The sequence below is a fragment of the Amycolatopsis sp. NPDC058986 genome, assembly GCF_042741125.1.
GTDB lineage: Bacteria > Actinomycetota > Actinomycetes > Mycobacteriales > Pseudonocardiaceae > Amycolatopsis.
Window position 1 is genome coordinate 19,387 of record NZ_JBHYJW010000065.1, and the last position, 9,279, is coordinate 28,665.

General features: G+C 70.2%; 8 protein-coding genes. 7 read left to right on the forward strand and 1 reads right to left on the reverse strand.

Going from position 1 to position 9,279, the window contains the following annotated elements; translation table 11 throughout:
* Position 1: 1 nt before the first annotated feature.
* Entirely contained in the window at positions 2-964 is a 963-nt protein-coding gene (locus tag ACFW0G_RS38025; protein ID WP_378330351.1) for an ACP S-malonyltransferase, read from the forward strand.
* A gap of 34 nt (positions 965-998) precedes the next feature.
* Here the strand turns inward: ACFW0G_RS38025 and ACFW0G_RS38030 are convergent, their stop codons facing one another.
* Entirely contained in the window at positions 999-1,247 is a 249-nt protein-coding gene (locus ACFW0G_RS38030; protein WP_378330352.1) for an acyl carrier protein, read from the reverse strand.
* A gap of 122 nt (positions 1,248-1,369) precedes the next feature.
* On the opposite strand from ACFW0G_RS38030, the gene ACFW0G_RS38035 reads away from it, so the two are divergent.
* From ACFW0G_RS38035 to ACFW0G_RS38060, 6 genes are all read left to right on the forward strand, one after another.
* The gene (locus tag ACFW0G_RS38035) at positions 1,370-2,902 is read left to right on the forward strand and encodes an AMP-binding protein (RefSeq protein WP_378330353.1); all 1,533 of its coding nucleotides are present in this window, start codon (positions 1,370-1,372) and stop codon (positions 2,900-2,902) included.
* 518 nt (positions 2,903-3,420) lie between these two features.
* Positions 3,421-4,932 carry an AMP-binding protein gene (locus tag ACFW0G_RS38040; RefSeq protein ID WP_378330354.1) on the forward strand — a complete coding sequence of 504 codons (1,512 nt, stop codon included), beginning with the start codon at positions 3,421-3,423 and terminating at the stop codon, positions 4,930-4,932.
* A complete protein-coding gene (locus ACFW0G_RS38045; RefSeq protein ID WP_378330355.1) occupies positions 4,929-6,179 on the forward strand; it encodes a type III PLP-dependent enzyme in 1,251 nt (416 codons plus the stop codon). Before ACFW0G_RS38040 ends, ACFW0G_RS38045 begins: the two co-directional genes overlap by 4 nt.
* Positions 6,176-6,655 (forward strand): cobalamin B12-binding domain-containing protein, encoded by a 480-nt coding sequence (locus ACFW0G_RS38050; RefSeq protein WP_378330356.1) that lies wholly within the window; start codon positions 6,176-6,178, stop codon positions 6,653-6,655. Before ACFW0G_RS38045 ends, ACFW0G_RS38050 begins: the two co-directional genes overlap by 4 nt.
* On the forward strand, positions 6,652-7,953 hold the full coding sequence (locus ACFW0G_RS38055; protein ID WP_378330357.1) for a methylaspartate mutase: 1,302 nt from the start codon (positions 6,652-6,654) through the stop codon (positions 7,951-7,953). The genes ACFW0G_RS38050 and ACFW0G_RS38055 overlap by 4 nt, the downstream gene beginning before the upstream one ends.
* Positions 7,950-9,146, forward strand: coding sequence for a cytochrome P450 (locus tag ACFW0G_RS38060; RefSeq protein WP_378330358.1), 1,197 nt, complete (start codon positions 7,950-7,952; stop codon positions 9,144-9,146). The genes ACFW0G_RS38055 and ACFW0G_RS38060 overlap by 4 nt, the downstream gene beginning before the upstream one ends.
* Positions 9,147-9,279: the final 133 nt, after the last annotated feature.

Genomic DNA, 9,279 nt, shown 5'->3' on the forward strand with positions numbered 1-9,279 from the left:
GATGGACGAGGTGAGCCGTACCGCTGCGGCCATGGTGTTTCCCGGGATGAGCCCCGCCCGTTTCGCGGACGTCGGCAAGTTCATGCTGATCAACCCGTTCGCCAGGAAGCTCGTCGCGGCCGCGAGCGACCGGCTCGGCTATTCGCTGGTCGACCGGTTCCGCGAGACGCCTGGCGACTACTCCGAGTACGCGCAGGTGGCCTTCATGGTCAACTGCGTCGCGCTCGCCCAGTGGGCGGAGGCGGAGCTCGGGGTGACCCCGCAGGTCTGCGCCGGCCCCAGTTTCGGGGAGAAGCCCGCTGCCGTCCACGCCGGTTCGGTGTCCTTTGAGGACGGTGTGTGGCTGACCGCGAAGCTGGCTCGCTGCCTGGAGGAGTACTTCGCGACCGAATACCAGGACGTCGTGACGCATTCGTTCGTGCGCACGCCCCGGGAAAAGCTGGACGAGGTACTGGACGAACTGACCGGGCGCGGCGAGTGGCACGAGATCTCCTGCCACATCGACCACGACTTCTACATGGTGTCCCTGCGGGAGCACAACGTCGAATGGCTGCAGCGCCGGATCCGCGACCTCGGCGGGTTTTCGCTCTACACGATGCGGCCGCCGATGCACGCGAGCCCGTTCGGCGCGCTGCGGCGCAAGGCCGAGGACGAGGTGCTCGGCGCGCTCCCGATGGCCGACCCCCGGCTGCCGATGGTGGCCGACCAGGACGGCACGGTGCTGCGGACCGCCGAGGGGGTGCGCACGATGTTGCTGGACAGCTTCGTCCGGCCGATGCGCTGGATCGACGTCGTGGCGACGCTGAAGGACCTCGGCGTCGGCAAGGTGTGCGTCGCGGGCCCGGACAGCCTGTTCGGCCGGGTGGCTTGCACCACCGACAACTTCGAGGTGCTGGCCGTGGATCCCCGGCTCGCGCTCCAGCCCCGGCGGCGGAGCATGGCGCCTGCCGGGGGCGGCGCCTGAACGCCGGTGAACCGGCGCCGCCCCGGCGGTGGCGTCAGTTCGCCGGCTCCAGCACCCCGGAGAGCGTTTTCCACAGAATGCCCGGCGTCTTGAAGGTGTCCAGTGTCAGCGCGTCGTCCTCGAAGCGGACGTCGTAGGTGCGCTCCAATACGGAGAGCAGTTCGACCATCGCGAGCGAGTCGAGCCCGAATTCACGAAGCGGCGTGTCCGCTTCCAGCTTTTCCTCGGCGCCGAGGTAAGGCAGCTGACGGCGCAGCAGGTCTTCGAACTTGGTGTCCCACATGATGACTCCGGAATCGGTCGGTGAGCCGGCAACGAATTTCGCCGGGGGCAGTTCCGGAGTTTACTGCGTGCCCCGGGTTTTCCCCCGTAAAGTGCACCCCTAAATCACGGCGGAGGTCGGTAATGGATGAAGTGACCGGAGAGGGTCTGCACGGCAGGTTCCTCCGCGGGCTGGCGAAGTCCCCGGACGGGGTGGCCGTGCGGGTCGGCCCGGTGTCGATGACCTACGCGCGGGCGCACGAGCTGGCGTCGTGCTGGGCGGGCGCGCTGGTGCGGGCCGACGCGCGGGTGGTCGGGGTGCTGGCCGCCAAGGGGGTCACCGCGTACGCGGGCATCCTGGCCGCGCTCTACGCGGGCGCCGCGGTGGTCCCGCTGCGGCCGGACTTCCCGGTGGCCAGGACCCGGCAGATGCTCGATGCCTCGGGAGCGACCGCGCTGATCGTCGACGAGGCGAACGTCGCGGCACTGCCCGCGCTGCTGGCCGGAAAGGACGACGTCGCCGTGCTCGCGCCGGAGAGCGAGCCGGATTCGGGGACGGTGCTGGTCGCCGATCCGCGGTACCGCCTCGACCAGCCACGCAAGGCGGGCCCGGACGACCCGGCCTACCTGCTGTTCACCTCGGGCTCGACCGGGCGGCCCAAGGGCGTGGTGATCACGCACGGCAACGCCGGGCACTACTTCGGCCTGCTCGACGCGCGCTACGACTTCACCCCGGACGACGTGTTCTCGCAGACCTTCGACCTGAATTTCGACTGTTCGTTGTTCGACCTGTTCTGCGCGTGGGGCGCCGGCGCCACGGCCGCGGTCATCCCGCCGCAGTCCTATCGGGAGCTGCCGCGGTACCTCGCCGAGCACGGGGTGACCGTGTGGTTCTCCACCCCGAGCGTGATCGACCTCGTGCGCCGGACCGAGGGGCTGGCCGACGGCGGTATGCCGGGCCTGCGCTGGAGCTTCTTCGCGGGCGAGGCCCTGAAGTGCCGCGACGCCGACGACTGGCAGCGCGCCGCGCCCGGCTCGACCGTGGAGAACCTGTACGGCCCCACCGAGCTGACCATCACGGTGGCGGCGCATCGCTGGTCGGAGGACTCGGCCGCGCTCTCGGTCAACGGCGTCGTGCCGATCGGCGAGCTGAACGGCGGCCACGATCACCTGCTGCTCGTCGACGACGGCGGGTTCGCGGACGACGAGGGTGAGCTGTGCGTCACCGGGCCCCAGCTCACGCCGGGCTATCTCGATCCGGCGGACGAACGGGGCCGCTTCCTCGAGCACGACGGACGGCGCTGGTACCGCACCGGGGATCGCGTCCGGCGGATCGGGGACGGTGAGCTGGCCTATCTCGGCAGGCTGGATTCGCAGGTCCAGGTGCAGGGCTGGCGGGTCGAGCTGGCCGAGGTCGAGCAGGCGCTGCGGGCCTGTGGCGCCCACGACGCGGTGACGCTGGGAGTCGCCGGGGACAACGGAACCGAGCTGTTCGCCTTCTACCTCGGCGAGCCGATCGCGACGATGACCCTGGTCCGGCGGCTGCGGGAGCTGCTGCCGGAGGGCACGATCCCGAAGCACTACCGGAACCTGGCCGAGTTCCCGCTGAACGCCAACCGCAAGGTGGACCGCCTGGCGCTGGCGGCCAAGGCGGCGGAACTACTGACCGGCTCCTGATCGCGCGGCCCGCCTCCTCCCGGGGCGCCGCACCGAGGGACGCCCCCGGTGCATCTGACGCGCCGAGGGACGCACTCGGTGCGTCCAACGTGCCGAGGGACGCCCTTGTTGCACCCTGAAGTGGCGTCGCGGCCGGGAGCTGGTTTCCGTGGTCGCCGAACCGAGCGAACATGGCGGCGGGGCATGTCTCGAAAGCGTCGTTCGGGACGCTGGACGTCCCCTACGGAGCGTTCGCGACATCGGGGCCGCCCGGGCCCCGCCGCGAGCAGCCCCTACCTGCCGCTCGGCAGGCACCCGCGGCACCGCCGGACGTGAACCCGGAAGGGCGGAGATTAGGGGTGTGGCGGCTCTCGGGTGGCAGGTAGCGTTCCGGGCAAACACTGGGGCTCATGGTGAATACCAGGTGAATGCTTTCAGATGTTCCGCCGGTCGACGGTGTCCGGGGAACAGCTGCAATAGATTCCTCGATACGGAATGTGCGCGCACATTTCCGCGTGGTCTGGAGTGCGGCTTTGGACGTGGTGAACGATTCCCCGAACGGAATGCTGGTGCATTCCCTGCTCGACGAGGCGGTCGCCGAAACCCCGGATTCGACGGCGGTGCGTGACAAGACCGGAGTATGGACCTATCGCGAACTCGCCGAATACACGCACGCGGTCGACGCGTGGCTGGAGTCCGAGGGGATCGGCTCGGGCGACCGGGTGGTCACCCAGCTGCCGACCACTCGCGAGCTGGTCGCGCTGTTCCTCGGCGTCTCCCGGCGCGGCGCGACACTGGTGGCGCTGAACCCGGGGATGAAGCCGTTCCACCTCCGGGCGGTGCTGGCGAGTGCCGAACCCCGCCTGGTGGTCGCGGACGGTTCCGTGGTGGGTGCGCTGCGTGAGGTGACCGAAACCCCGGTGCACGAACTCACATCGTGCTGGCGTGAGGTCGCGAGACTGCGCGAGCTGGGGAAGCGGGCGGCACCGGTGGAGATCCACCCCGACGACGTCGCCGCGTTGCTCTACACCTCGGGCAGTACGGCCGCCCCGAAGGGGGTCATCTGCCCACACGCGCAGATGACGTTCGCGTCCCGGGCGTTGCAGGCCGAGCTGGGCTACCGGCCCGGCGACGTCGTGTTCTGCCGGTTCCCGATGTCGTGGGACTACGGGTTGTACAAGGTGCTGCTGGCCTGCCTCGGCCGCTCCGAGCTGGTGCTGGCCGACGGCGAGTCGGATCTCCTCCTGCTACGGCGGATGCGCGAGGTCGGCGCGACCGTGGTGCCGATCGTCCCCTCGCTGGCGACCATGATCGCCACCCTCGCCGTCCGCGAGGGGGAGGCGCCCGCCCCGGTCCGGATGTTCACCAACACCGGCGCCGCGCTGCCGGCGTCCACGATCACCGCGCTGCGGGAGGCGTTCCCCGGCGTCCGCGTGGTCCGCCAGTTCGGCCAGACCGAGTGCAAGCGGATCTCGGTCATGCCGCCGGAGGAGGACCTCGAGCGTCCCGATTCGGTCGGCAGGCCGCTGCCCGGCACGAAGGTGCTGATCCTCGACGACGCGGGCGCGGAACTCCCGGTCGGCGAGATCGGCGAAATCGTGGTCACCGGTCCGCACGTGATGCCCGGCTACTGGCGCGATCCCGAGCTGTCGGCACGCAACTTCCGGCGCGACGAAAACGGCGCGCTGCGGTTGCACACCGGCGACTACGGCCGCCTCGACGAGGACGGCTACCTGTACTTCGAGGGCCGCCGCGACGACATGTTCAAGCGCAAGGGGGTCCGGATGAGCACGCTGGAGATCGAGGCGGCCGCGATGGACATCGACGGTGTCCGCGCCGCGGGCGCCGTCCCGCCAGGGGAGACCCGGGATCTGGCGGTGTGCGTGGAGACCGATCTCGAACCCCACGTCGTGCTCCGGGAACTGGCCAAGCGGCTCGAACCCGCCAAGGTCCCCGCCGTCTGCCATGTGGTGGCGGAATTCCCCCTGACCGCGCACGGGAAGAACGCGTCCGCGGAACTCGTCCGGCTGCTGGAGGGAGCGGGGCTGTGAACTCGCACGAAGAATGGGCGGCGCGCTTCGGCACCCCGCTGTACGTCTACGACCTCGACCGCGTCGCGGCGGCACGGGACGAGCTGTTCTCCATGCTGCCCGAGGGATTCGAGCTGTACTACGCGCTCAAGGCCAACCCCCATCCCGAGGTGGCGCGCGCGACGCGTGAAGGCGGCAGTCACGCCTGCCGCGCGGAGATCAGTTCGTCCGGGGAACTCTCCGCGGCGCTGTCCGCGGGCTTCGCCGCCGAGGAGTGCCTCTACACCGGGCCCGGCAAGACCGACGGCGAGCTGGACCACGCGCTCGGTCTCGGGGTGCGGATGTTCTCCGTGGAGTCGCTCGGCGACCTGCGGCACATCGGCGCGGCCGCGGTGCGCCTCGGCGTCACCGCGCAGGCCCTGCTGCGCATCAACTCCCTGACGGCGAGCGCGACGACCGGCATGCGGATGATGGGCAAGCCCTCGCAGTTCGGCATCGACAGCGAGACGCTGCCCGAGATCATGCCCGAGCTGACGAGTGTCGCCGGGACCCGGGTCGTCGGCGCCCACTTCTTCACCATGAGCAACGCCAAGGACGAGGCGAGCCTGATCGGCGAGATGCAGCACGTGATCGCGCTCGCGGCCGAACTCCAGCGGGAAGTCGGTCTCCCACTGGAATTCCTGGACATCGGCGGCGGGTTCTCCAGCCCGTACGCGGTGCGGGGCGAGCGAGCGGTCTACGACAAGCTGCGCACCGAACTGGAGAACAGCCTCGACGTGCACCTGCCCGGCTGGCGCGAAGGCACGACACGGCTGGCCTGCGAATCCGGCCGCTATCTGGTGGGGGACAGCGGTTCCCTGCTGACCCGCGTGGTGAACGTCAAGCAGAGCCGGGGCGGGAAGTTCGTGATCGTCGACGCCGGCATCAACACGCTCGGCGGGCTGTCCGGACTCGGCAGGCTCTTGCCCGCGTCGGTGGAGGTGGACGGCGAAACCGGCGACGTCGCGAGCCTGGTCGGTCCACTGTGTACTCCGGGCGACATCCTGGGCCGCGACATCGACCTGCCGGAGCTGACCGGCGGCGAGCTGCTCACCGTCCCGAACGCCGGTGCGTATGGCGTCACCGCGAGCCTGCTGACCTTCCTGGGCAGGCCCGCCCCCGCCGAACTGGTGGTGCGTGGCGAAGAGATCGTGTCGGTGTCCCGGCTCGAACCGCGCCGGGTCTTCGAGTCAAGCGGGGCCGAGACGAGCGGGGTCGCGGCGGAGTGAGCACGTCCGAGTCCCTCGACGTCCCCGCCCCGCCGCGGCCGCCGCGGTCCGCCCGCGACCGTCCGGTGCTCGTCAGCGGGGTCCGCTCCGACGCGCACACCTGGAACCTGGTCTTCCTCCAGCTGCTGATCGAGGAGCTGGGCCACGAGGTGGTGAACCTCGGCCCGTGCGTCCCGGAGGAGCTGCTGATCTCCGAGGCGCTCCAGCTGCGGCCCGCGCTGGTGGTGATCAGCAGCGTCAACGGGCACGGCTATCAGGACGGGCTGCACCTGATCCGGCGGCTGCGCGCGGACGATCGTCTCGCGAACGTGCCCGCGGTGATCGGCGGCAAACTCGGGATCACCGGCGGGGAAAGCGAAAGCCACCTCGCCGACCTGCTTTCGGCCGGGTTCGACGCGGTGTTCGACGACGGTGCGGAAGGGGTGCTGTCGTTCCGGCGCTTCGTCGGCTCCATCACGGCCGGGGCCACGCCGTGAGTTTCGGCGAGTTCGTGCGGCGCGCGCACCGGGCGGGATCGCTCGTCGTGCAGCCGCGCATGGGCTTCGGCAGGCCCGAGCAGATGCGGGCCGGGCTCGTCGCGACCAAGAACGCCGACGCCGTCACCGTCGGCACGATCACGTTGGACAGCTACACCCGCGTCGGCGACCTGGAATCGGCGGAAACGGCGCTGCGGGAAGGAATCGGCCTCAACGGGTACCCGATCGTCACCCACCACCCCGAGACCACCCGGCTGATGCTCGACGGTGTGTCCGATGTGGACTATCCGGTCCAGGTGCGGCACGGATCCGCGCGCCCGCAACACATTTTCGGCGCCCTGGCGGCGACCGGCCTGCACGCCACCGAGGGCGGCCCGGTGTCCTACTGCCTGCCCTACGGCCGCACCCCGCTGGAAGAGTCCGTGCGCAACTGGGCCGACTGCTGCGCACTGCTGCTGCGGATCCGGGAAACCGGCGTCGAGCCGCATCTGGAGACGTTCGGCGGCTGCATGATGGGCCAGCTCTGCCCACCGAGCCAGCTGGTCGCGATCAGCGTGCTCGAAGCGTTGTTCTTCTACCGCCACGGCGTGCGGGACATCTCGGTGAGCTACGCGCAGCAGATCAACCTGGCACAGGACCAGGAAGCGATCCACGCCTTGCGCAGGCTGTGCGCGGAGCTGCTGCCGGACGCTGACTGGCACGTAGTGGTGTACGGCTACATGGGCCTTTACCCGACGACACCGGAGGGCTCCCTCGCGTTGCTCGCGAGGGCCGCGGAGCTGGCGGTGAGCACCGGGTCGGAGCGGCTCATCGTGAAGACGGTCGCGGAAGCCCACCGGATCCCGACGGTCGCCGAGAACGTCGAGGCGCTCGAACACGCGGCCCGTGTCGCTCGCGGAACCTCTTTGATGGCGGACGGAAAGCGGGACGGCGGACAGGTCTACCGCGAGGCGTACGCGTTCGTCGACGCCGTGCTGAACGGGCACGAGGACATCGGGCGGGCGCTGCTGCTGGCCTTCCGCCGCGGACTGCTCGACGTCCCCTACTGCCTGCACCCCGACAACGCCGGTCGCAGCCGCAGCAACATCGACGCCGAGGGCAGGCTCGGCTGGTCCACGCTCGGCTCGATGCCCCTGGCCGGGGTGGCCGAGGCGGGCCAGGCGCCCGCGGTGACCGCGGCGAGCCTGATGCACGCGTTGTCCTTCGTCCAGCAGGAGTTCGACGGGCCCGTGCTGGCGGCCGGGTCGCGTGGCGCCGTCGGTGAGGACCGATTGACCGTAAAAGGAGAACTGGGATGACGACCGGCAGGCAAGTCCACGAGTACCCGTTCGCGATGCGGGAGACGGAGGTTTCGCCCCGCTACGCCGAATTGCAGCGCAACGAACCACTGTGCCGGGTTCAGCTGCCCCATGGCGAACCCTCCTGGCTGGCGACCCGCTACGACGACGTCAAGACGGTGCTGACCGACCCGCGGTTCAGCCGCGCCGTCGCGCAGGGGCTCGATCAGCCGCGGATGCGGCGCGAGCTGGCCGACGACGGCCTGATGGGCATGGACCCGCCCGACCACGCCCGGCTGCGCAGGCTCGCGGGCAAGGCGATCACCGCGCGCAAGGTGGAGAAGATGCGCGCCGACGTCACCGCGATGACCACCGGCCTGATCGACGCGATGGTCGAAAAAGGACAGCCCGCCGACCTCGTCGAGGACTTCGCGCGGCCGCTGCCGGTGTCGGTCATCTGCAAGCTGCTCGGCGTCCCGTTCGAGGATCACAAGATCTTCCGCGAGTGGACCGAGGCGCTGACGAACGACGCGACCGCGAAGGGCGACGTGCTGCACACCGCGGGCGACGCGCTCGCGGACTACATGGCCGAGCAGATCGCCAAGCGCCGCGTGGAACCCACCGACGACCTGCTGGGCGCGCTGGTGACCGCGCGCGACGCGGGTGACAAGCTGAGCGAGGACGAGCTCATCTCCATCGCCGGGGCCGGACTGCTCACCGGCGGAGTGGAGACGGTTTCCTCGGCGCTGCCGAGCTTCGTGTACACGCTGCTGACCAACCCGGACGAACTGGCGTTGCTGCGCAGCAAGCCGGAACTCCTGCCGTCGGCGGTCGAGGAACTGCTGCGGTACGTGCCGATCAACACCGCCGCGATGTTCGCCCGGTACGCGCTGGAGGACATCAAGCTGGGGGACACCCTGGTGCGGATGGGCGACCCGGTGCTCACCGCCCTGCACGCGGCGAACCGCGATCCCGAGGTGTTCGAGGACCCCGAGCGCATCGACCTGACGCGCAAGAAGAACCCGCACCTGACCTTCGGCTTCGGGCCGCACCACTGCATCGGCGCGCAGCTGGCCCGGCTTGAGCTGCAAGTGGCGCTGGGCGCGCTCCTCGAACGCTTCCCGAACCTGCGGTTCGCGGACGGGCCCGAGGGTGTCGAGTGGAAGTTCGGGGTGATCGTGCGCGGGCCGTCGCTGCTGCCCGTCGCCTGGTGAACACCCCTTTCGTCGGGGACTTCTGGGGCCGGTAGGGGTGCCGCGCGTCCTCCTGCCCGCCCTAGCGTGGGTGCTGTCGTGTCCGGTCGTGGTTGGCGTCCGTCCCTAGTGGACAGGGTTGGTATGGGGTACG

Bases quoted from the DNA above. Each gene is read 5' to 3' on its own strand.
- ACFW0G_RS38025 (WP_378330351.1), top strand. From the start codon at position 2: ATGGACGAGGTGAGCCGTACCGCTGCGGCCATGGTGTTTCCCGGGATG.
- ACFW0G_RS38030 (WP_378330352.1), bottom strand. From the start codon at position 1,247: ATGTGGGACACCAAGTTCGAAGACCTGCTGCGCCGTCAGCTGCCTTAC.
- ACFW0G_RS38035 (WP_378330353.1), top strand. From the start codon at position 1,370: ATGGATGAAGTGACCGGAGAGGGTCTGCACGGCAGGTTCCTCCGCGGG.
- ACFW0G_RS38060 (WP_378330358.1), top strand. From the start codon at position 7,950: ATGACGACCGGCAGGCAAGTCCACGAGTACCCGTTCGCGATGCGGGAG.